Source organism: Brevibacillus sp. IT-7CA2 (assembly GCF_949767855.1).
GTDB lineage: Bacteria > Bacillota > Bacilli > Brevibacillales > Brevibacillaceae > Brevibacillus.
The window spans coordinates 1-22,957 of the sequence record NZ_CATKQT010000019.1; the positions used below are offsets into that span (position 1 = coordinate 1).

Below are 22,957 nucleotides of genomic sequence, written 5' to 3' on the forward strand. Positions count from 1 at the left end.
AGTGGAAATAAAGAAGGGGCTGTTTCAAAAGTCGATTTTTTCGACTGAGAGACACCCCTTTTAATATCGAAACTCTTGATACATCAACGTTACAGAGGGACTCCTCTACAAAACAGAATCTAAATTAAACATTAACAATTGAATCGTCTCTCTAAAGCCCCAAAATTGGATTTTAGTCCTAACCCCTTATCTTGTTAAGCTGGTAACAGAAGACCAGAGGGGAATTTTTTATGCAACGAAAACGCTATTCACTCGAATTCAAACAATACATGGATAAAATAAACAAGAAGAAACAGGGAGTTTTGATGAGCGTCGGGGGAGCTCTTGCAATTGTAGGAGCAGGGTACGGGCTACTGTCAGATGAACAAGTCCAATCGCTCAAAAAGGCTTTTGAGTTAATCTTAACTGTATTCTAAAAGGCGAAGCCCTCCTTCGAAATAACCCGAGGAGGGCTTTTTTACGTTATGCGTTCAATTTTAGAGTCGCCTTTTCATGTAGTGCAACGTTCATACTGAATCAAATTCGAGATTATTTTTCCAACTCGTATTCCCACGATCCATTATCATACTTGATTTTGAAAGACAAGGTTTCCCCATCTTTTCTACTAAATGCGAAATAGCCTTCTTTTAATGCTTCATCCAAAACAATAGTCGGAATGGAATCGCCGGGTTTAGCGTGCGCTTGCATAATTTCGTCCTGTACGCTAATAAACGCACCAGCTACATCCTCTTCATATTTTTCTTCCATTGCTTCTATAAGCTTTGTACTTTTTGTAAACTCATTGAAGACCCATTTCTTACCATTGTCATCGGTTATGGTTTTCATTACTCCCAGATCTTTAGCTTTCGCTTCAATTCCTACTGCTTCCAGTGCCTTTAGGTGATTACCTTTTACATACGACTTAGTATCTTCACTCGCATATAGACTGCCACCAGCTAATACAGCGCCAGCTAATACAAGACCAGAAAGAATTGCATTTCGTTTTTTCATACTACTCTACCTCCTTCGGGTTATTATTCAGGCCAATAAGCTTCGGAAACTCGTTCAATTTTGTCTCCAAAACTATTGTAAGCGTAGTGGGATGATCTAATTTCAGTGTCAATCAAATTTGTAACCTTCTTTTCGTACTCGACAGAAGCATAAGAAGGATCGTTATCGTAGTCTTTATGCTTTAAATCGCCATTGATATAGAAGTACGAGTAAACTCTTACTTTTGTAAGATCCCTTCCTTCTCCCTCCGTATAGGCTGACAAATTAACAGTATTACGAGTACCGTCAGCCCATGATCTTTTGCCTGTGATGCTAAAATCGGTACCATCGCCCATGGGTTTAACACTATCTTCTTCCGCTGCAAGACCGATTGAAGCAGATAAAGCGAGAGTACCTAATACTGTTGAAAGAGCGGTAATTCGGACAAGTCGTTTTTTCATACTAACCTCCAGAATAATAGATTTCCAGATTGCCCTAATTTTATTGAAATAAGCTAGATTACCATATAGGTATAATTTACCATTTTTATTAACATTAGGCATACTCAGGTTTGTAGATTCCCTCCTGTAACAAAGAACACCTTATTTTCTACTTTTTTGAATCATTTTTGATTGAATTACGAGAATGTATTGATCCAATTGCTGACTTAATTCCACGACTTCATCATCCAACAAATCATTCTTTTCTAAAAACAATTGCACAAGTTGTTCCCGCAATTGTTCCACAATGTTCTTTAAATGATCTATTTCCTGATAAGTTCCTCCTTCCCGATCTAAGAGTAGCGTGGTACATTTACTTATAGGAGCTTTAACTGCTCCTCCTGCGGGCGTTCCTTTAACCTGGCAATGGGGAGGAACGCCCTTTTCATATGCAATAGCTCCTATGGGTTTCACCTCCTTTTTTTACATTTTTGTACATTAATTTATGTACATTTATAACTATATACCAACATTCAGTAAACGGACCTTTGAAAAATTTTGAATGATAAAAAACACCCTTTCGGGTGTTTTTCTACAGCTTAGCCTCCTGCACCATGGGTATACTTGATAACTACGTGATGACCGTTTCGTACCTCTTGATGATCTGGTACAACCATTCCGTGAGACAGTCCGAATAGGACAGTAAGTAGCAGTAACATATTTCGCATTACTTTTTTCTCCCTTCCAAAATGTTTTGAAAATCATTTATCTGCTGATCAGAAGTACTATGTCGATATTTCCAGAACATAGCGACACATCTTTGGAACTTTTCTTGCTCCTTCATCCTGCTCGCTAAAGCAAGGCAGCGTAGTGTTTCTGCAATACCTTCAGCAATTCGCCCCTTATGAAGCTGATATATCGCTATATGATACCGAAAATGAAGATGACGGGTAAGACTAAAAGGATCTTCATAGTCTTGAAAGCAAGCGATATCCTTAGAAAAACGCTCCACAACGTCATCTACAGATAGTCCGAATCGATTGGCCGTCTCCATAATGGTAAACATACCCGCCAAAATTTCTGGTGGGTTATTGGCTAGATGATTTACATACTCAGAAAGTAGTTCTGTACGCCCCATTAATAGATTCAACGTGTAGTGATTCGCTTTTGCCCACCCTCGAAACTTTTCAATTTCCATTTCAGCAAGTTCATCACGGAATTTAAACCATCCCAGCTCCGTATATTCTTGAACACAACTGATCGCTTCTTCATATCGCTCTTGTAATTGTAATGCGAGTCCTTTTAGTAAGAATCCTTGTCCATAATAAACAACGAGATGGCGTTCTGTTTCAAGTATTCCTCCCACACCATCAATTTCCCATCTTTGTACTTCCTCATTGTAGATTATAGTTGCTAACTCTCTTAACTCATCTGCATATCGTTCTACCTCCTTCCAATTGTGGAGTGTAAAGCAGACGTTTGCTAACTGTAGCAGCGCGTCTAATTGATGATTTTCTGGCAGCCTCTTTCGATAAGGATTAAAACGGATGACTGCTTCCCATTTTTTCTCTGAATCAGTTCCTCCCTGTGCCGCACGAAAAAGCCGATACTGAGACATTACAAAACGATCACCATGGCTGTCTTTTTCAGCTTCAATTACAAGCTGGTAAAACGGGATTGACTCCTCTCGTTTCCCAGTTGCAAAAAGCTTCTCTGCCACCGAAAACAGAATGGACAGGTTTTTCTGATTTTCCAAGAGGTTAGGAACAATTAACTCGATGCAATCTTGTCTGCCAATTTCTGCGCATCGAACCAGATAGGGAATAACTCGTGAACGAGACACTCTTCCCTCGACGAAACATTCCGTTACATACAGCTCATACAACCACCCAAGAGCCTGTTTAAAAGCTACCGCAAGCGCGTCTAGATGACCAATCGTCATAGCCCGAGAAGGAGTTCGATTCAAGATGTCGCTCAGTACTCCCTGATTAATACCCGTTATCTCGCCAAGTTTAGTCAGTGTGTAACCACGTTCTTTTAGGTGATGTTCAATTTCCGAACGTAATGATCGTTGAACTATTTTGCCTTCCTGCATATTAAACCTACTCCTCCTTAGCAATAACAAAAGAAACATCAAGCTTCCTATATTTTACAGAAGGAGTGTTTGTATGTAAATATTTGGAAGAAAAAGCTATTGTCCTGCATGATTTGTCGATATAGAGTACACCCTGTATCATGATGATGTCACTTACTGGTGGAGAAGTTACCGAGGAAATTAATGTAAAATTGAGCTGTCATTCAATTGACATTGCCTATTCTCATTGAAGGATGTGATCCTGTGAGTAATCCTTTTGAAGCCCTCATTAGTAAGATCAGGGGAAGTAAGACAAGTGTAGACGGGAACGTTCATATCAAAAACGAAAAATATCAATTTACATTCTACTTCTCGAACGAGTCTATCACAAACACAAAAGAGAAATTAAAATCGTTTGAGTTACCAGAGGATTACGTCAGTTTTTTAAGCCACTACGAAAGTGCAACACTATTCAAGAGCGCCGAGCATAACTCTGGGGGTTATGATGTGCTAAGTACCGAGCTCGTCATTGGGTACTGGAAAGCCTACAGCATCGACCATCCTTACTATCCTATCGTTTGGAGCGATATCTCAAATAGCTGTATATGTGTGGATCAAGATAGAATACATAGTGGCAAAGGTTACCTTACGTGGGTTGGATCGATACTACCAGACGATACTATCGACATAGACCTGACGTTCACAGAGTTGCTGGAACAACTTATTGAGCATGACGGAATTGAGTTTTGGGATCGACCCATTGAGGAGGAAGAGTAAGAAAAAAGGACGCCTTTTATAGTGTGTCTTCAGGATGAATCGGACGACTAATGCATGACTGCCAAAAAGCTGGGACTAAGCTCTCAGCTTTTTTTCTGTAAGTTGGAGGTAATCCCAGCGCCGCTTTTGCCTCTTTTACGGAAATATTTAAAATTTCTTAATAGCAATATTAGAAGAAGCAAGAAAACCATTAAGATTAATTTTACCAGTGAAAGGATACCAGGTTTTCTTAAAACTGAAAACAAAATGCAAAGACTCATTCACTTTCTCCTAGTGAATTCTTTAATACTAATTGGAACCTACCAGTGGAAAATATGGTGAACTGATTACGAAGGTTCTATGGGATGAGGGATACTATCGTGATCAAGAAAAAGTACTGACATTCACAATGCTAGGTACCACCCTACAGCATATAAAATCACGTTAGAGGATTGAGATAGGAAAACAAGAATTAACATAGTAAACCTTCACTCCAACATAAGAAACCATTGGTTATCTTCACCTGTCATAAGGTTTAAATCATCTTTCAACCATATGATAGGCTATCCCTCTGAAGAACTTGGAGTCAATTTCAAATGGACTCTTGCCAATATCCTGGGAGGCGGGTCAACCCAATTTTCTATTATAAAAAAGAATGCCCTTAGGCATTCCCAAACTTCTTAATTCAACTGTTGTGCTAATGACTCTTTAAATATTTCAATTGCACTTTCTTCCTCAGGATTGTTGGTTCCAAGTTCCCCACGAAAAGCTTTAGATAGGATGGATTGTGTGATTAATTCCAGTTTTTTCTTAGTAGATAAATATTGTTGTTCTATTTCATCAAGGTATCTAGTTAAATTACTATAAATATTTACTATCTCTTGTTGCTCTTCACTTGGTGGAATTGGTATTGGAATTTGACCTAACGTTGTTAAATTAATTGAAGCAAGATTAACAGTCTGTCTCGCATTCTTAAAAAAATACGTCTTTGAAAACTCGGTTTTTGTTGCAATTGAAATATATTCTGGCGAAATACCCTCGAAGCATCTAGCTCTAAAAATATGGTTCTGGTGAATACAATTAACTATTTCATTCTTCCAGACTGTACCTCTACCAAGCTTGTCCCTATCTCCACCTTCCGTAAATAGTATATCACCTTCTTTTAGTAAATATTTTTCTCTTTCTTCTGGCAGCACCTCAATTTCCCTAATCTCAGTCAAATCAAGAAATCCATCTTGAACATTGGCAACTCGTAAATAGGGTGCACTTACCTTAGTTTTTTCACCATATTTTTTACCCTTTGTTACGCCACCTTGAATATCTGAAATATTAATAAGCCTTTCCCAAGTCCAAGTTTCAGGTATTTCTGGTAATGAAGTAACATCAATTTCATCATTAATACTTCTTATTCTTTTTTTTGATTTAGTTTGTACGTCAACATTCATATTTATTTCATCGAGAAGCTCTCTGGCTGTTCTTCTGTCCAAATTCATATTTCGCCAATTAACTGTTAGATCTCCTGAACACAACCTCATTACAATTGATTTTCGTAATTGGTCTACCTTTCTTGGAATATCATTTATCAACTGCTTCGCCTCGTTGATCTTCTCCAACAGGGACTCTACCCGTTCTACAATTCGCTTTTGTTCGTGGAGAGGGGGAAGCGGGATACTTCCGGATAAGAAGTCCTCACTTCTAACCGAGGGAGAATTATCTCCTTTTGTTTTAGAAATTAAATAACTAGTCATTACATCTGTTCTCAAAAAATAATATAAAAATGTACTATCCAATAAATCTAATGTTCTACATACATAAAACCCTGTAGAAGCAACAGCTTCATTATGGCAGGTTTCAACCATTGCTATGTTCTTCAGGTAAGGTCTTACAAGAGAAATTAACACATCCCCTTCGTTTACTGCTCGCTTTGCTCGGCTAGGAGCTTCCCAAATGAATAATTCTTTGGGAGATTCAATCTTTTGATTCCTGTTATCTATTGATTCGATATCAATGTAAGTAAAAGTATCTGAGTTCAACTTAGTAGGATCTCTGGTCTCCATAGCTTTTAGAACTTTCCCTAGCTTCACCCAAACCCAATTATCCGGTGCTTCATAAGACTGTTTATCTTCAGGAACCATTACTGCTTCCAATGACTCATCAAGGGTCTTCTTTAACTTGCTGCCTTTCTTGCTCACTAATGACCCTCCTCAGCTGCTTTCAGTTCCTTGGCTACTTCATTAAATAAAGAAATTGCTCGCTCCAATTTCCCTACAGCTTCTTCAACGGATTCTAATGGATCAGGCAGATCCTCATAGGAGGAAAGAGCGTCATCTGCAATTAGACCTAAATCAAGGGTGTCTCCCTCAGCAGCAATTTCTTCACGTGTGAAGCGGGCCCAACGGTCATCCATTATTTTATTGCGGTCCTCTGCGGTATATGCTGCAATAAAGCCGGTAAAATGGTCATCAGTTAACGGGGTCCTCTTTCCGAAACTTGGCATGTTCGTTCTCATGTCATAGAACCATACCTCTTTTGTGTTGCCTTCCTCAATTTTACCACGCGTGAAGAAAAGCACATTCGTCTTAACTCCCTGAGCATAGAAGATACCTGTAGGTAAACGAAGGATGGTATGGAGGTTACACTTATCCATTAAGTCAGCTCGGATTTTCTGGCCATCACCGTCTTGGGAGAGCACGTTATCAGGTAATACAACTGCTGCTCTTGCAGTTCCCCTGGTGTGTAGGGCACGATAAATGTGCTGTAAGAAGTTTAGCTGTTTGTTGGAAGAAACGTATGTTAAGTCATCACGAGTCGGTCTCTCTCCGCCCTTCTTTGTACCAAATGGTGGGTTTGTTAAGATAACATCCATTTCTCTAAAGTTCTTACCTATGCTAGAAAGAGTATCCCCATACTCGATTTCCCCTTCGATTCCATGTAGCATAGCATTCATTAAGGCTAAACGGTGGGTTTCTTGAACCAGCTCAATACCGCTAAACGCCTGTTTCTTCTGGAAATCTATCTTCTTATCTTCTAAATCCCAATAGTCATCCGTCTTACTTCTTACATGGGCATCCGCAGCAATCATAAAGCCAAACGTTCCCGCTGCTGGGTCGTTACAAAGCTCCCCCGGTTGCGGATCAATAAGTTTGACCATGACGTTAATAAGTGGACGTGGGGTAAAGTATTGTCCTGCACCAGATTTCTTCTCGCTGGCATTTTTCTCAAGTAATCCCTCGTAGAGATCACCTAGTCCTTCTTCCTTTGCACTATACCAATCAAGATCATCAATTGACTTGATGATTTTCTCTAAGTTTTTTGGCTGTGTAATATTGGTAGAAGCGCTTGTATAGATACTTTTAACCAATTTATTCCCCTTCGTCCCAAGATCAAGCAGAAGCTGACGATAATGATTCCATAACTCTGTTCCGTCTTTGGAAACAAGGGAATCCCAGCGATATTCCACCGGGATCAATTCCTCATTCTCTTTCTCTTTCAACATCTTCAAAAATAGAATATAGGTTAGCTCCGTAACATATTGATGATAAGTAATCCCATCATCTCGTAACACGTTACAAAGGTTCCAAAGCTTTTGTACAATCTCGTTGTTATTCATTACTATTCAATCTCCCTCTCGTTACGCATATAGAGACTCGTTAATAATGGTAAGCACTTCTTGAGCTTTTCCTTCAAAAATCACTTCCGCACGTTTGAAGCCGCCCTCGCTTTTAAATGGCTCCATATTGAATGCTTTTTCTGCTACTGGATCCAGAACCTTATCTCTTTTTAACCGCTTCCCAATGTTCTCTATAAATCGCTTCTGGGCAGAATTCCATTGTTTTATCTTGAGAATCTTCTTAATGGCATTCTCTACTCTCTCTTCGTGACTAATAAGAGCATCCCCGAGAGCACCTCTTCTTACAAAACCGATGATACTTGCGGCAATTTCCTCGTTAGTCAATTGGGTGTATGCAGTGTTTAAATCTGTCTCCTTAAACCCATTTTGCTCAAGCTCTAACAAAAGATATTTCAGGTCTTCTTTTGTGAGATCACTCGGTTTTTCACAGATGAGCTTAATAGCCGGGATACGGTTAATATTGTCTTTCACGAATTGACTAAACTCATCCAGATAATCCTCAGGTGTCTTTACAACTCGCTTCACTTCTATTAATTTGTCTTGGTCTTCTGAAATGAGCACCTTTGCTGGTACTCCCCAATTCTCATCTAAGAAATCAATCATGCGCTGGCTTTCCACTAGTTTTTGTTTTGTTTCTTCAACCTGTGCTGTCTTTAACCAGGTTATTAACTCGTCAACTGTTTTGCCGCCAGAAAGAATTTTAAACTTCTCTTTTACCTCTTCATTAACCAAGCGCTTTTTTGATTGAAGTTTCGAGATTATCGCATCCAGGTGCTTTTTCTGCGCCTTTTCATCTGACATCGACGATAGCTCTTGCACAAGCTGATCAAATTTCACTTTCGGATTAGGTGCCACTGGCTTCATAGTGTTTACTTCATCCAATGCATTATATAACCCGACAGCATCAAAGATACGGAAATACTGCTTGCCAATTTTATCACAAAGTCTTGTTGCACGCCCTATCATCTGCTCATATAAAATACGGGATTTTACACGACGTAAGAAAACAAGATTGCAGATTTCTGGTACGTCTATGCCTGTGGTTAAAAGATCAACCGTTACCACTATGTTGGGTTTGGTTTCATTCTTGAACTGTTTAATAGCTGCTTGTGGATCATCGATTGAACCTGTAATTTTCATCACTAGGCGATCATCAATTTCTCCTTCACCATATATCTCTTCCAGGAGCTTCTTTAGTATCCTAACAACATCGTTTGCATGTACATCGTTAGCCGCAAAGATGAGGGTTTTCCCTAAATCAAATGGGTCGATATAATTCAAAAGCTCCGTTAGTACAACTCTGTTAAAGCTATCTGAGATTACTTGCTTGTTGAATTTCTCAACATCCAGGTTTACCTCATCTTCAAGAATGGCAGTATCTAACTCTCCTGTTGCACGGTCAAAATAAGTGACTTCTTTACCTTTTTCAAACTTAATCCCGTTTTTCTTTAGTATCGTATCGAATTCATAAGGTGTTTCGTAGTCTACCAAGTAGCCGTCAATGACAGCCTCCCGGTATGTGTACTGAAATACGGGTTTCCCAAAAATATCGGTAGTATGGATCGCTGGCGTAGCAGTAAGCCCTATTTTTACCGCATCAAAATAGTCAATTACCATTCGGTATTTACTCTGGTAATCAGCCTGATCGCGGAATTCGAGCTCTATATCCGTCATTTCCTTGTCCAATGTATAGCCCCGGTGAGCTTCATCGACAACGATACAATCGTATTGATCGACTGTAGGTAGAACGGACGGATCATTACTGTATAAAATTCGGTTGACCATTCCCTGTACCGTTGAAATATGGACTTTGGTCTCCCTGTTAGGGGTTTTGTCATCTAATTCCTGAAGCTCATAAATTTCAGTAAATGCTTGAAAATTCTCCATTTTTGATTCCTTGAAAGCATCTGTAGCTTGTTCACCTAATGCGGTTCGGTCCACCAGAAACAAAATACGATTAAACCTTTTCGACTTTATCAGACGATAGATTAATCCAATCGTTGTTTTGGTTTTCCCTGTACCGGTTGCCATTGCTACAAGAACTTCCCTTTGATCCCGGGCAACCGCTTCCTCTACTGCACGAATCGCCTTAAGTTGGTATTCACGTAAACCGAGATAATCAAGTGGTTCATCACGCAACTTCCGAACAGCAACCTCTTGATCAGCTTGCAATAAATGTAGTAGGTAATCAGGAGTAAACCAACCCATTAAAGGGCGAGGATGGTTGGTATTTTTTCGAATATCGTGAAACCAAATTCCTGACCTCGTCTCAAGCTGCTTGAGGAACTTTCTGCCGTTGGTCGCAAAAATGAACGGAACTTTATACTCTCCCCATTGACCAGTAAATACCTCATTTTCTTTCTTGATTAGGCGTTTTGCGTATTTTCTTGCCTGATCAAGATCATCGACGACATCTTTATTTTTCCGTTTGGCCTCAATGATTCCGACAAGCTGCATTCCACAAAATAGCGCATAATCAGCGCGCCCTTGTTTAACAGGCCATTCTGCAATTGCCAAGTTACGCCCTGGCTCTGGACGAGTACCATTAGAGAATCTCAAAGTTTCTGAATTCACTTCCCAACCAGCCTGCTGAAGTTGCTGATCAATAAGATGGATTCGAGTTTCCGCTTCGTCTAACATTCGATCTGCTGCCCGTTGAGATCGTACTTTTCGTTGTGTTACTTCTTCGATAGTCTGTTCCCGCTGCCTTAACAACTCTAATTCTTTTTGTAGCTCTGTGAGCTTGGTTTCGTACTCCCGTGCCATTTCTTCCTTGGCTTCAGCGGAAAACAGCTCAATGGGTTTTGGAATAACGTACTTTTCCGGTTCGAAGTCCCATTGTCCATAGGTTTGCATCAACCATACACCTATGCGAAAAGCCAGATAAAGATTGTCTTTCGCCTCATCAAATGAACTATAGTAAGCGTGAACAGCTTTATTCCCTGTTTTACGAATCGTATGGAACACTGGCAATAATTCTTGTGGAAAAAAATCTTGTCTACTTAACATCCGTAAACGTGTATCTTGAGAGTTATCTTGAGGTTCTCTTAACCTCTCAGTGGCAAAAATTATTTTCGCTACTGTTTCAGCGTAGAGCCTAAGTTTTATTAGCGTGGTGTTAGGGTCTTGGTGTAGGTTACTCTCTGCCTGTTGTCCTAAATTAGAAAGAACTGGCCATTTGATCGCTAGAAAAGAAAAGTTACCCGCCATCAACCTATCACGTCCTAGTTATGAGGTGTTCTCAAATACAATTATAGTACAAATTTACTATAAACCAGTTAAATAATTGTAAAAATACAAAATTTATTCAAAGAACTTCCTATGTAAAAAGACAAGTTACTCCGAAAAGTAATTATAATTCAAAAATTCCATACTTCCACACTCTCCACATGCCTTGTATGCGAGTGACGGCGGATTTTTTATAAAGTATTAAAGTTTGCTATCTGCATTCTTTCTTTATATTTTATGCGATCCTTAAAAAAACTAACTCAAACAAACACTGACAACGGTAGTTACACTACTCATGTTTATAACAACTTTTATTAATGTTCCATCTAAAGTTAGCACCATATTAACACCATTTCCCTTATTGTATATAATCCCAATTGACGTCAAACTAGTCTTTTCCTCCCCATTATTTCGAGCCTCGTCACAGAGACGAGGCTCGAATTTGCAATTAAAAACATATCTAAAAAGACTCCTCTTCTTTTTTAATGGCTTCCGTATTTTTTGTTGTATCCAAAATAATTAGAGCATGTTATCTTCATTGTAAAGAATTGTAATTTATTGCCGAACTGAGGGATGAGGAGTGCTCTTTTCAGAGGTTTTTAGCATTAAAAAACAGTCAGATGATGATTGGTTTGATCCTATATTAACTGTTGATACTCAACTCTTCATTGACCCATTCTTGTTGTTCCAACAACAGAAAGGTTTTTTTGCTGGGTCCCATAGTAAAATCGTAAACTTCTTTCAGAAAGCATTTGAATTGGCAGCCAAAAGTGGGGGAAACTCTAAATCAGTGTCATACAAAAAATTGTTAAGTATTCTTTCATTTCCTGAAGCAAAAGAATTGTGTTTAGGTTACGCGGGTGGAGATACAGACGGTTCTGGTTCCGGGCCCGGATTTTCTAAAAAAATCGCAGCTGTAATGGTTGATTCAATAAAGTTAGGGATACATAACATGGTCCACTTTGAGGAAATGTCTATCCTTGAAAAAGGAATCGGCAGAGATAGAATTAGTGATATTACTGCAAATATATTAAAATCCGATATCATAAGATACACTCAAGACATTTGTAAGAGACATAATGTTCCAATGGAACGCATAAAGGTACGACACTCCAGTTTTAACGAAACATTTCTGCGTTGGGAGAACGAGTTTGTTGACTTACCTGTTAATATTCTTGGAAAAAAGCCCGTTCCTATCCTACTTATCCCTGAGAACGTACTTAGAGAACTATCTACAATTAACCCCCAGGAATTTCTTGATTGGGCCTGGGAAAGCGAAAATGAACTACTTCGAAATGATTTCAATTTCGAGGTCAAAAACCGAATTAAAAAGGAAGATATAATAAAAATTGCTCGTTCCAATATTGATTTGGTAAAGGAATATATTGATTTCCGAGAAAAGCGTCTTTCCTTCCCTTATGACCTAGTCCTTGATAAATACGGTTTTTATCGTTGGTACGAGCAAACAAGAGAGTTTAGAGACGTTCATCCATTTATCTTAGAATCTATTAGTGAAGAGAAAGATTTGCCTACATTTGTAAATAGTCTCGTCAAAATCTTTGAAAACTTCGTCGTTGACAATGCCGGATATAAATTACTTTGGAATGAAAAACCAAATAAAAAGCCAAAAATCGAAAATGCATCCCAACTTCTTTTCTTGGGCATCGTGAAACATTATTGCTACGCTAATAATGTTGACATCTCCAGAGAAGTCGATATTGGCCGAGGGCCAGTAGATTTTAAGTTTTCTACTGGATATCAACAAAGAGTACTGCTTGAAGTAAAACGAGCAAGCAACAGCAAATTTTTTGACGGACTAGAAAAGCAATTGACACAGTATCTAAAAAGTGAAGGCATAAAACATGGGGTTTATTTAGTTATCCTGCAAAGTGACGATGAAGTAGACAAAGCTGAGAAGATAAAAATATTGGCTGAAAAAATAAGTAGAGAACATAATGCGAATATAAAAGCATGTGTCATTGACGCACGTGATAATAAACCCTCAGCATCTAAACTCTAATCACCTGCCACTGAACACCTGCATTAAATGTCTATGAGTATGACTATTAAATAACCGCATCACTGGACCATGGAGTTTCGCTGCCAATTGATCACAAATACATGTACAAGCGGGCTGGACATGCCTTACAAACGGCTGATAAAGACGCAGCGAATAAAATCGGAAATGTAGTCTACACCCCCAGTGCAATAAAAACAAATGCACATAAAATAAAACGACGCCTGGAAATTGCAGCGTCGTTTATTGTAGTAGACCGATTATTTAGCAACAATTTCGCACCAAAGGTATATACCCCACCCTGCACAATAATCCTCGTACCTCTGTATTGCAATAAAAAGCTTTAAAATCAATGTAATTATCCTTTTGTTTTATTCTGAATCAACAAAGCGACTGATTCGACGTGTACTGTATGCGGAAACATATCCACCGGCTGCACTTCCTTCACCTCGTACCGTTCAGCCAGCACCTTCAAATCCCTCGCCAACGTAGAAGGATTACAAGACACATAAACCACTCTCTCCGGCTGCATCTCCAAAATCGTCGTCAACAACGCCTCATCACAGCCTTTACGCGGAGGGTCAACGACAATCACATCCGCCCGTATGCCTTTCTCTTTCCAAGCAGGAATGACAACCTCCGCAGGCCCTGCCTCAAACGTCGCATTCTCCACGCCATTTAACTGTGCATTCCGATTCGCATCCTCAATCGCTTCTGGCACAATCTCCACACCGTACACATGCTTGGACTTCTGCGCCAAAAACAGCGAAATCGTCCCGATACCGCAATACGCATCAATGACCGTCTCCGTACCAGTCGCACCTGCGTACTCCAACGTCTTGTTGTACAGCACCTCGGTCTGAGCAGGATTGACCTGATAAAACGAACGCGCCGAAATGGCAAACTTAATCGAACCGATATAATCGTAAATCACATCACTGCCCCAAAGCGTCACGGTCTTTTTGCCAAAAATAACATTGGTCTTGTCCGGGTTGATGTTCTGCACGATACTCGTCACGCCAGCTACCTGTGCACGAATCGCTTCCACCAGCTCATCGCGTTGTGGAATCTGCTCCTCTGTCGTCACGAGCACGACCATGACTTCCCCCGTCTTGACACCAACCTTGACTACCACATGGCGGAGTAATCCGGTATTGCGTACCTCATCATATGCCTTGATATTCAGCTTGGTCGCCGCCTGCTTCACGGCTGCCACTGCTTCATCATTCGCCTGATGCTGGATGAGGCATTCGTTCATGTCGATGATCGAGTGGGATTTCTCCGCGTAAAAGCCGCCGACCAACGCCCCGTTTTCCTCGCCGATCGGTACCTGTGCCTTGTTGCGATAGCGCCACGGATCACTCATGCCGAGTGTCGGATGTACGGTAATGGCCCCTTCCCCTTCGACTTGGAAACCGCCAATTCGTCGCAGGTTGTCCCGCACGATTTGCTGCTTGTGTCGCAGCTGCTCCTCATATACGAGATGCTGCAACGAACAGCCTCCGCAACGGTCGTACAGCGGACAGGGCGGCAGGAAGCGATGGGTACTCGCTTCTACCACTTCCGTCATCTTAGCAAAGCCAAAGTTTTTCTTCACATGATCGACGCGCGCATGAACCCGCTCTCCTGCAAGTGCACCATCTACGAACAGCGTATATCCTTCAATCCGGCCGACTCCTGCTCCTTCGTGGTTCAGTCCGGTTATCTCCACTTCCACGGTTTGTCCGACACGTACAGGAACGTCCAGCTCCACTTTGGCTGTCGGGTGCGGACCGCGCCGCTTCTTTGATGTCTTCGCCACTATCTATTGCTCCTTTTATCTTGCTCTATAGGTTTTCGTTTTCGCTCCAAGAAACATGCAGGGATGCACAGCGAAAAGCGGCATCCCCACGGCTATTTGCTATTCATTTTACTATCTTCTTACGGGACGAACAACTCGATATGCCCCGGCAACGCTTCCACCACGCAAGGAAGCTGTCCGCCCAGCTCTCCGTCCAGATTGAGCTGAACCGTCTCGCCACCCGGTGAAGTGGCTTTGATATAATCTGCCTGGAAATACAGGATGTTCGGGTCCTTCAGGTGCTCGCCGCGAACCGCCTGTGTCGCCAAGCGAATAAACTCCGCAATATTCAACTTCTTCACGACGATGACATCCAGCTTGCCGTCTGACAAGTCCGCATCTGGGGCGAGCCTGTCGAAGCCGCCAACGGATCGGCTATTGGCAATGAGGAACACCATGATTTCTTCATCCAACAGCACCTCTTTGCGGCTCTCCAGACGAACACGGATCGGGTGCAGCGACGGCAGCTTCTCCAAACCCTTGACGTAATACGCCATTTGTCCGATGAGCGTTTTCAGCTTGCTCGGGACCTCGTAGGTCAAATTCGTCAACGAGCCGCCACCCGCAATATTCATAAAATAGCGGTTGTTGATGCGCCCCAGGTCAATGCGTTTCTTCTTACCCTTGGTGACAATTTCCGTAGCACGCGTGATCGATTTCGGTATGCCGACCGCCCGGGCAAAATCATTGCTGGTTCCGCAGGGGATTATTCCAAGAGTTGGCCGCGCTTTATGCTCTGCCATCCCATTTACTACTTCATATATGGTTCCATCTCCACCAGCGGCCAGGATGACGTCAAAACCTCGAGCTACTGCACGAGCAGCTTCTTCCGTCGCATCATCTTCCCCTTTGGTCGCATAGCATGAAGTTTCATATCCGGCCGACTCCATTAAATCGAGGATTTCCGGCAATCGCCGACGCACGATCTCCCGGCCGGAGCTTGGATTGTAGATTAATCTGGCTCGTTTCAAGGCAGATCCCTTCTTCCTTCCCTCGCTCACGGGGGTACTCTCTTCCATCATATCCTGTATAGCCATTTTTGGGAATCGCTATGCTCTATATAGCGTGATAAGATAGAAAAAGATGGAAATCAAGGAGATAGGGGAGACGCTTGTGAAGAAGATCATCGTGGGAGTAGATGTGGGTGGCACTGCAATCAAGATGGCTTTGATTACGCCAGACGGCGAGCTGGTGACAAAAATGCAAGAACCTACGCCTGTTGCGGACGGCGAGGATGGCATTTTGCAAAAAATCGTAGACATGTCTCATGATCTTCTTGCACAGCATGACTATTCTCTTTCGCAAGTCTGCGGAATCGGTGTAGGCGTACCCGGACCTGTCGATGGCGGGAAGGGAATCGTCTTCCAAGCGGTAAATCTTCACTGGCGCCAACCCGTTTTATTAAAAGAAAAATTGGAAGCCCTTACAGGTCTGCCAGTCGCGGTCGACAACGATGCCAATGTCGCAGCCCTCGGGGAAATGTGGCAAGGTGCAGGCCAAGGTGCACAAGACCTCGTTCTCATTACACTCGGCACAGGTGTAGGTGGAGGCGTCATTTTGAATGGAAAGGTCATCCATGGCATCAACGGTGTTGGCGGCGAAATCGGTCACATCACCATGACCCCGGATAGCGGTGCCCCTTGCAATTGCGGCAAAACAGGTTGTCTCGAAACATATACGTCTGCGACTGCCATCATTCGAGAAGGGCGATTTGCCGCTACAAACGGATCAAGCCCGGCGCTTGCCGCTGTACTAGCCACCAAAGGAAACATTGCCGCCAAGGATGTCCTCCAGGCAGCCGTAGCAGGAGACGTAGCAGCTCTAGCCATTATCGATCAAGTGGCGCTCTATCTCGGTCTCGCTCTCTCTCATTTGGCGAATGTACTGAATCCCGCGAAGTTTATGATCGGTGGAGGCGTGGCCGCAGCAGGTGACTTCCTCTTTTCCCGAATCCGTGAATCATTCAAACGCTTCGTTCCATTCACCTACGTCGTCGAGTCCACAGAGATTGTCCCTGCTCAACTCGGCAATGATGCGGGTGTGTACGGTGCGGGCTGGTTAATCCGGTCACAGATGAACGAATCCTGATCAGGCCACATAAAAAGAATGGACGCTCCTGCTCGTGAATCCTCACAGCAAGAGCGTCTTTTTGGTATGACCTTATGAAGAAGCGTGCCTGGGTGCCAGCTCTGGCTCGCCGCCTTTCCCCGAAACAATCAGCGCAGCACCAACGAGCACTGCACATCCTCCCAACAGTTGAAGCAAGCTAAAAGCTTCGCCAAACAACATCGCCGAAAACCCAAACGTGACAACAGGCTCCAGCGTGCTTAGTACCGACGCTTTGGTTGAGCCAATCAGTTGCAAGCCACGGAAGAAAAAACTGATGGCGACCACCGTAGAAAAAACGACGATCCCCAAAAGCGCCCACCACCCTTGCACCGCAAAAGTCAGATCGACCCCACCGTCTTTTAGCGCAATGAAAAAAGTAGAAATGGTAGCAAACAGGGCGATGTACGCAGATGTTACATAGGACGAAACGCCTTTTACCACCCGATTCCCCACCACAATATAAACGGAATAAAACAGCGCCGCAGCAAGAGCCAACGATACGCCAATCGGCTGAATCCCGCCAAATGACAAGCCGAGTACTAGTCCAAGACCAACGAGTGTGATCAGCATGGCGATGACAGTCTTTTTCGTCAACCGCTCTTTCTCGACGAAGTAGCTCAGTATGGCAACAAACACCGGAAATGTATACAGCAGCAAGGCCGCCATTGAGGTCGGGATGTACTGCACCGCCGAGAAAAAGCTAAGGGATTGCAGGGTGTACAAAATCCCGCCGAGACAAAACATGGCGAGCACCTGTCTTTTATCCAAGCGAAGGGACTCCTTGCGCCAGAGCAGCAGACCAAAAAACAGGGCAGTCGCCAATAAAAACCGCAAAAACAAAAGCGTCGAAACAGACACACCCGCTTCGTAGGCGTACACAGCAAAAATAGACATGACACCAAAGCCAGCTGCCGATCCGAAAATATATAACACACCGACATACAGCGGATTCACAACATTTCACCAGCTTTCTCGAAATGACAGCGACGAGTGATGCGACAGGTCTGAAAATTTTACGGTCAGTGCTTCAACCCCGCCCCTTCTCTGCGGAAAATGCGCGACGCAAGAAAAATAGTGAAAACCACATAGACAAGCAAGGAGCCAATCCCCAGGAGTGCATGCATAGGGTCGACCTTGCCATAAAACACTTCCTTGGACAGTGCGACACCGTTGAACACGGGCATCACGTAGTAATGCGCAGGGATGTCGACCGGACTGACTGGCATCAGCATGTACGAGGGGACCATCGCCAAAAATAGGACAGCACTCATGTACGTCTGTCCCTCTTTAAAAGACTTGGCAATCGTACTCAAAACAAGCTCCAACCCTGCAAAAAGCGCCGCCAACAACAAGATTGTCACAATTAGCACCAACAAAGTGGCAGGCGAGAAGAATGCGAGTGTAAAATGATCTCCTTCCGTCCCCATTGGTCCCAGACGCATGGCCAGTGTGACAGAAATCAGCGAAGCTACTGCCCCCATGGTACTCATGGTCATGACAGCCAACAGCTTTGCCGTGAGGATGTGCTGGGCTGCAATCGGCGCCGTCAACAGCGATTCGAGCGTTCCCCGCTCTTTCTCACCGGCGACGAGATCATTCGCTGCGGCCATTCCCGCGGATGCGAGTGAGACTACCAACATCAATGGAATGATGCCAGCCAGCATCCCTCCCGACTTCCTTTCCTCAGAAGCTGCATTTTGAAAGGTGGAGACAATCGGTTGAATCGTCTGCTCGGACAAGCCCGCTTGGTTCAACCTTTTCGCTACGACGTCTTTGCTATAAGACTCTACTGTCTGCTCGATTAACGTACGGGCATAGACAGATTTTTGATTGGTGGAGTCATAGGCAACCGATAACTGAGCTGTTTTGCCTGCCGCGATCTCCTCATCGAAGCCAGCCGGAATCGTCAAAATAGCGCGCAACTGACCTGCTTGCAGTGCTTGCTCTGGATTGGCTGACTCCAGAATTTGAACGGCAGGATTTTTTTGCAAAACGGTAATCAACGAGGATGATCCTTGAACGGCTAACGGGATGTACTCCCTCGCTTCTTTTTCCACATTGCTATAGGACGTCCCCAGCAAAAAGAAGACGAACGGAATGACGAGCAATGGCACCAGGAGCGTCCCCATCCACGCCTTCCGATCGCGAAACAAGTCCATCAGTTCTTTTTTCAATACGGTCCAAACGACATGCGAGCCCATCAGCCTTCGCTCCCTTCCACGACAGCCATGAAAATGTCGTCCAGATCCTCTATCCCAAACTGCTCGCGTAAAGCATCCAATCCCCCAGCGAACCGCAGCTTACCCTTGTGCATGAGCGCAACCCTTTTGCACAGCTTGTTAATCTCACCCATGTTGTGACTGGAAAACAGAATCGTCTTCCCCTCTTCTTGCAGCTTTCTGACCATTCTTCGAAAGATGGTAGCAGCCGTTACATCCAATCCTGTCGTCGGTTCATCCAGCAGAATAACATCCGGATCGTGTACGAGCGTCCGGGCAATCGCTACCTTTTGCTTCATTCCCCGGGAAAAGGCCCCCACTCGCCTGTCTAAAAAAACATCCATCTCAAGCATCTGGCTCAGACTATGAATCCGCTCCTCAAGCCTCGCTTGCTCCAATCCGTATAGACGACCGAAGTACGCGATATTTTCCCGTGCTGTCAAGCGGCTGTAAAGACCTACGTCTCCCCCGAACAAAATGCCGATTCTGCGGCGCACTTCAAGCGGTTGCTGGCGAACGGAAAACCCACTAATCTCGATGTCTCCCTCTGTCGGGTTCAAAACCGTCGCCATCATACGCATCGTCGTTGTCTTTCCCGCACCGTTTTCTCCGAGAAGTCCGTAAACCTCGCCTGCCTCGACCCGAAACGATACATGCTGGACCGCTGCGATCTCCTTGAATCGCTTGCTAACATCCTTGACCTCAATCAACAGCAGCCCCTCCTCTCTCGTATATTCACTAGAATCGTACCTTCAGCAAGTACGACGCCCGCTTTTCTCCTGTAAACGTCACCTGTACGACACCCGTCCGCCCGCGCAAGACCCGCGGAATGGCGCCCGTGACATGAAATTCCCGCCGCTTATCATCGACTCGCGCGACAGACACGGAGCCTGGGGGCGAAAAGACCTTGTCGCCTTCCAGTGTGTAAAACGAAAGGGTAATTTCTCCGGTTTGCCCGTGGGCCTCTCCCGAAAAACGGATGATCTCCATCATTCCTGACACCGCTGAAACTCCCGTGAGGTCAAAAAGCGGGTGACGCAGGTTCGCAAGCGACTGCCCTTTTTTCCAGTCCTGCAAAAACGCATCAAACTCCTGCACAGCAACCATCCACGCCGCCGAGGAAGTCGTAGTCGTTGGGACATGCGAAGGTATTGCTCCAAACACAAGCGCAGAAGACGTCATCACCAGCGGCAACCAAATAGAAAACATGCTAATTCCCTCCAATAATTGGTTGCCCTTAGCATGCCCTCACAAAAGTTACCCGTATGTGTCTTTGGCGAATCAGAATCTTTTGACTTTGAAAGCAGTAACCCTTGTATCCTACAGCGGATAACGCTCTTTCCACTTCGTCAGGGAAAAGCCTTCAAACAGAGCGACGAAAGCCTCCGTATCGTTAATATAATGACGGGTTTCTTTTGCTTCTGGATTCTTTTCTAGAAACAGAGTCGCCACCAAATGGCTAACAGGAACACCTTCTGCCTCTTGATCATAAATACCCTGTTCAGCGAGCACTTTGCCAAAATAACGCACATAAGTGACAGTTATTGTTTTTTCTTGACCATTTTCTTGCCACGTAGCAATGGAACGATCAAATGTATCAGACGGTGAACCACCCTTTCCAGGTGCCACACTTTCTCCTGCAACAGAAATGAGCTTCATGTACTTCCATCCTCCTTTTTCTTCCTGTACGTTCATTATAGGGGAGAGTGGAAATGGATACAAATTGCTTTGTCATCTGCCATTGGAAAAACCACTGCCTTTATTTGTCTGATACACTAGATAGAACAGTTTAAAAAACTCCGAAATTTTTTACCATCCCGTGTCAGATAATCCGAGAACCAGAAGTCTACACAGTAAATCAACAAATCACGAGGAGTTATTGCGATGGATCACTTGATAATCAGGCCTAAGACTCATGAGGAACACACCCAGATAGAAGACGAGGCTCTGGTAGAGCAGGCAAAAGCCGGAGATCAGGAGGCGTTTAGCGAGCTGGTCAGGCGTCATCGCTCCAAAGTATACGGCTATGCACGGTCGTATACACAAGAAGCCTTTCTTGCCGAAGACATCGTTCAGGATGCTCTTATTCGCGCCTTTTTGCACCTTGGAACGCTGGTGGACAGCCGACGTTTCCTTCCTTGGCTGCATCGGATTGTTCGCAATCAGGCGTACACCCGGCTTTCGAAGGGGTCTCAAAAAAGGGAGACCGTCTTCTCGAGTCTGGGCAAACAAACGTATGAGCAGGAACCAACTGATTGGGAGGACCTCGACAGTATTCTGCACAGGCTGGGACGATCTTGGTCACACTCTGCCCAGAACACCGATCCTGAAGAGGTCATGGTACGGCGTGAACTGTTTGAGACGATCAGGAGCCTGCTGTATTGCCTCAATCCTCGGGAGAAACGCATCGTGGAATCTCATTTTTTTGACCATTTGGCCCCTCATGAGATCGCCCACATGTTCCAGATGTCCCAGGCGAATGTCTACCAAGTGCTATCGCGTTCTCGCAAAAAACTGATTCAGGAAAAAACTCGTGTCGTTGTTGATCAATACATGAAGACGAGAAAGGTTGCGGGGAGTATGAAACAAGCAGTATTGAATAAACCAGAAGCATTTACTATGCCTACTTGGGTTACTTGCGCAGCAGCACTACACGGATTGGTAGAATCGACCGAACGAAAAATGTCTTTGCCGATGATCCTTGGACTGAGCGGGCATGCCTTTCGCCTGACGATCGTTCCTGAAAATATCCATATTGCGGGCCCGACGATGTTTCACTTTCAGCGAGTCTTGCAGCAGGGTTTGAAAAACATGGGCTTTGAATCTCGTGCCGTCACCTCGTATCATCTTTCCTGCGAACCAAGCATTAATGCCAATCAAGTAGAACCTTCGCTGCTCAGCCCGGAAGCACGCCAGAAGCGTCAGCTTTCTGTCCTCTTGCCAGAAGCATTGGAGCTGGTTCACCGCTCCATCGACAAAGGGCACCCTGTGCTTGCTTGGGACCTGTTCATGCCAGAGTTCGGATTGATCTACGGCTATGATGATGAAAAAAGAGTGTTTTACGCAGGAGACAACTGCCGAAACGACAATACCATTCCCTATGAAAACTTGGGGCGGGGTATCCTCGAGGAGTTATTTGTCCTTGCTATCGACCGTGCGTTACCGATCGATCAACGCACGATGCTCGCAAATGCCCTCCAATCTGCACTCGTTCATTATCGTGGAGAAGAACCGCAGGACGAGAGCTGCGCCAATGGTCTAGCCGCCTATGCTGCTTGGCAGGAAGCTTTTGAAAAGGGAACGGTTGAGCCGAATGGCAACGCGTATACGACCGTGGTGAACGGGGATGCACGCCGCTACGCCTCTCTTTTCTGGAGCGAAATCGTTGATACGTGGACAGATTCTGTGTTTGATGAGGTTCGTCCGCTGATGAAAGAAGCGGCTAGCTTGTACGGGGCGATTGCTGATGGCTTTGACAAGTTAAGCAAGCTTTTCCCGTTTCCGGCTGGAGGCGAGCCGAACGATGCGGAGCAGGGCAGGCAGGCTATTGCGTTGTTGCAGGCGATTGAGCAAAATGAGCGTGCTGCCGTATCGGTACTGGAACAAATACAGACGGGACTCACTTAGAACCACGCGCACGTATAGACGAGAAAAAAATAAGAACGCAGTCAAAC

General features: G+C 44.1%; 20 protein-coding genes. 5 read left to right on the forward strand and 15 right to left on the reverse strand.

The features are described 5' to 3' along the window. Positions 1-230: 230 nt before the first annotated feature. Entirely contained in the window at positions 231-416 is a 186-nt protein-coding gene (locus ACM6JA_RS12595) for a hypothetical protein (RefSeq protein WP_414852556.1), read from the forward strand. A 112-nt stretch (positions 417-528) separates the two neighbouring features. Here the strand turns inward: ACM6JA_RS12595 and ACM6JA_RS12600 are convergent, their stop codons facing one another. The 5 genes from ACM6JA_RS12600 to ACM6JA_RS12620 form a co-directional block, all read right to left on the reverse strand. Beyond that, positions 529-990, reverse strand: a complete 462-nt coding sequence (locus ACM6JA_RS12600; RefSeq protein WP_414852557.1) for a hypothetical protein — start codon at positions 988-990, stop codon at positions 529-531. Positions 991-1,013: 23 nt separating this feature from the next. Next, positions 1,014-1,430 (reverse strand): hypothetical protein, encoded by a 417-nt coding sequence (locus tag ACM6JA_RS12605; RefSeq protein ID WP_414852558.1) that lies wholly within the window; start codon positions 1,428-1,430, stop codon positions 1,014-1,016. A gap of 141 nt (positions 1,431-1,571) precedes the next feature. Further along, positions 1,572-1,883: a Spo0E family sporulation regulatory protein-aspartic acid phosphatase gene (locus tag ACM6JA_RS12610; protein WP_414852559.1), complete on the reverse strand. Its 312-nt coding sequence runs from the start codon at positions 1,881-1,883 to the stop codon at positions 1,572-1,574. A gap of 125 nt (positions 1,884-2,008) precedes the next feature. Then, a complete protein-coding gene (locus ACM6JA_RS12615; RefSeq protein ID WP_414852560.1) occupies positions 2,009-2,137 on the reverse strand; it encodes a hypothetical protein in 129 nt (42 codons plus the stop codon). Continuing rightward, positions 2,137-3,504 carry a helix-turn-helix domain-containing protein gene (locus ACM6JA_RS12620; RefSeq protein WP_414852561.1) on the reverse strand — a complete coding sequence of 456 codons (1,368 nt, stop codon included), beginning with the start codon at positions 3,502-3,504 and terminating at the stop codon, positions 2,137-2,139. Before ACM6JA_RS12620 ends, ACM6JA_RS12615 begins: the two co-directional genes overlap by 1 nt. A gap of 243 nt (positions 3,505-3,747) precedes the next feature. On the opposite strand from ACM6JA_RS12620, the gene ACM6JA_RS12625 reads away from it, so the two are divergent. Then, complete coding sequence (locus tag ACM6JA_RS12625) at positions 3,748-4,260, forward strand: SMI1/KNR4 family protein (RefSeq protein WP_414852562.1); 513 nt, start codon at positions 3,748-3,750, stop codon at positions 4,258-4,260. A gap of 659 nt (positions 4,261-4,919) precedes the next feature. Here the strand turns inward: ACM6JA_RS12625 and ACM6JA_RS12630 are convergent. Genes ACM6JA_RS12630 through hsdR form a run of 3 tightly spaced genes read right to left on the reverse strand, consistent with a single transcriptional unit; the run spans position 4,920 to position 11,080 of the window. Then, complete coding sequence (locus ACM6JA_RS12630) at positions 4,920-6,431, reverse strand: restriction endonuclease subunit S (protein WP_414852563.1); 1,512 nt, start codon at positions 6,429-6,431, stop codon at positions 4,920-4,922. After that, positions 6,431-7,849: an N-6 DNA methylase gene (locus tag ACM6JA_RS12635; protein WP_414852564.1), complete on the reverse strand. Its 1,419-nt coding sequence runs from the start codon at positions 7,847-7,849 to the stop codon at positions 6,431-6,433. Before ACM6JA_RS12635 ends, ACM6JA_RS12630 begins: the two co-directional genes overlap by 1 nt. 21 nt (positions 7,850-7,870) lie before the next feature. Next, a complete protein-coding gene (hsdR, locus tag ACM6JA_RS12640; RefSeq protein WP_414852565.1) occupies positions 7,871-11,080 on the reverse strand; it encodes a type I restriction-modification system endonuclease in 3,210 nt (1,069 codons plus the stop codon). 598 nt (positions 11,081-11,678) lie between these two features. Here hsdR and ACM6JA_RS12645 point away from each other — a divergent pair. Further along, positions 11,679-13,118, forward strand: coding sequence for a hypothetical protein (locus tag ACM6JA_RS12645; RefSeq protein WP_414852566.1), 1,440 nt, complete (start codon positions 11,679-11,681; stop codon positions 13,116-13,118). 355 nt (positions 13,119-13,473) lie between these two features. Here the strand turns inward: ACM6JA_RS12645 and rlmD are convergent, their stop codons facing one another. Further along, entirely contained in the window at positions 13,474-14,916 is a 1,443-nt protein-coding gene (rlmD, locus tag ACM6JA_RS12650) for a 23S rRNA (uracil(1939)-C(5))-methyltransferase RlmD (RefSeq protein ID WP_414852567.1), read from the reverse strand. 119 nt (positions 14,917-15,035) lie between these two features. Next, on the reverse strand, positions 15,036-15,926 hold the full coding sequence (locus tag ACM6JA_RS12655) for a diacylglycerol kinase (RefSeq protein WP_414852568.1): 891 nt from the start codon (positions 15,924-15,926) through the stop codon (positions 15,036-15,038). Positions 15,927-16,068: 142 nt separating this feature from the next. Between ACM6JA_RS12655 and ACM6JA_RS12660 the strand changes: the two genes are divergently transcribed. Continuing rightward, positions 16,069-17,043, forward strand: coding sequence for an ROK family glucokinase (locus tag ACM6JA_RS12660; protein WP_414852569.1), 975 nt, complete (start codon positions 16,069-16,071; stop codon positions 17,041-17,043). 72 nt (positions 17,044-17,115) lie between these two features. Here the strand turns inward: ACM6JA_RS12660 and ACM6JA_RS12665 are convergent, their stop codons facing one another. The 5 genes from ACM6JA_RS12665 to ACM6JA_RS12685 all read right to left on the reverse strand — a co-directional run bounded on the left by ACM6JA_RS12665 (position 17,116) and on the right by ACM6JA_RS12685 (position 20,942). Beyond that, positions 17,116-18,018: a DMT family transporter gene (locus tag ACM6JA_RS12665; protein WP_414852570.1), complete on the reverse strand. Its 903-nt coding sequence runs from the start codon at positions 18,016-18,018 to the stop codon at positions 17,116-17,118. Between the two features lie 65 nt (positions 18,019-18,083). Further along, positions 18,084-19,265 carry an ABC transporter permease gene (locus tag ACM6JA_RS12670; protein WP_414852571.1) on the reverse strand — a complete coding sequence of 394 codons (1,182 nt, stop codon included), beginning with the start codon at positions 19,263-19,265 and terminating at the stop codon, positions 18,084-18,086. Further along, a complete protein-coding gene (locus ACM6JA_RS12675; RefSeq protein WP_414852572.1) occupies positions 19,265-19,993 on the reverse strand; it encodes an ATP-binding cassette domain-containing protein in 729 nt (242 codons plus the stop codon). Before ACM6JA_RS12675 ends, ACM6JA_RS12670 begins: the two co-directional genes overlap by 1 nt. A gap of 28 nt (positions 19,994-20,021) precedes the next feature. Next, on the reverse strand, positions 20,022-20,492 hold the full coding sequence (locus ACM6JA_RS12680; protein WP_414852574.1) for a hypothetical protein: 471 nt from the start codon (positions 20,490-20,492) through the stop codon (positions 20,022-20,024). A gap of 111 nt (positions 20,493-20,603) precedes the next feature. Beyond that, entirely contained in the window at positions 20,604-20,942 is a 339-nt protein-coding gene (locus ACM6JA_RS12685) for a hypothetical protein (RefSeq protein ID WP_414852575.1), read from the reverse strand. 225 nt (positions 20,943-21,167) lie between these two features. Here ACM6JA_RS12685 and ACM6JA_RS12690 point away from each other — a divergent pair, with 225 nt between their 5' ends. Further along, positions 21,168-22,910: an RNA polymerase sigma factor gene (locus ACM6JA_RS12690; protein WP_414852576.1), complete on the forward strand. Its 1,743-nt coding sequence runs from the start codon at positions 21,168-21,170 to the stop codon at positions 22,908-22,910. Positions 22,911-22,957 lie beyond the last annotated feature (47 nt).